Source organism: Vibrio sp. YT-19(2023) (genome assembly GCF_033337395.1).
In genome coordinates, this window is sequence record NZ_JAWOQN010000669.1 from 1 (window position 1) to 633 (window position 633).

At 45.2% G+C, this 633-nt stretch carries 1 pseudogene; it reads left to right on the forward strand.

The annotated features are described in order from the left end of the window. Positions 1–280, forward strand: a pseudogene (gene gyrB, locus R7E78_RS27780) (DNA gyrase subunit B); the annotation flags it as partial. Between the last annotated feature and the right edge of the window lie 353 nt (positions 281–633).

The following is a 633-nucleotide window of genomic DNA, read 5'->3' on the forward strand; positions in this document are numbered from 1 at the left end:
TACTCTGCCAGTATCAAGCTTTGCTGAAGCACTTGAGTGGTTGGTTAAAGAATCGATGCGTGGTCTAAGCCGTCAGCGCTACAAAGGTCTAGGTGAGATGAACCCAGATCAGCTTTGGGAAACCACAATGGACCCAGAGACACGTCGCATGATGCAAGTAACGATTGAAGATGCGGTAGGCGCAGACCAATTGTTCACAACGCTAATGGGTGACCAAGTTGAACCTCGTCGTCACTTCATTGAAGAGAACGCACTGAAGGTTGCAAACCTAGACGTGTAGCGACAAGCGTTTTTGGATAGAAAAAAGCAGCGAGCCATCGCTGCTTTTTTGTTTCTTGGTGGTATGAAAATCACCACTTTATGCCAAGACTTTGGCTTTTCTGCTACTAACTGCCAGAGGCTTGAGTAGCGGCACCATTTTGTTTCCCTTTTCTGTTTTTCTTGCCATTTTGTTCGCTTGAGTGCTTTTGCTTTCTTTTTTCGGCTCGCTATAGTGCTGTAGAGCTTTCCAATCATACGAGGTTAGAAAACATGGTGACGATTTTCCTGAACTAAGCCGGAGGTGACGCACTTCCGGTTCAATGCACTGCAATTATCTGTAAGACAAGGCATTAAGAAGGAAAATATCATGCT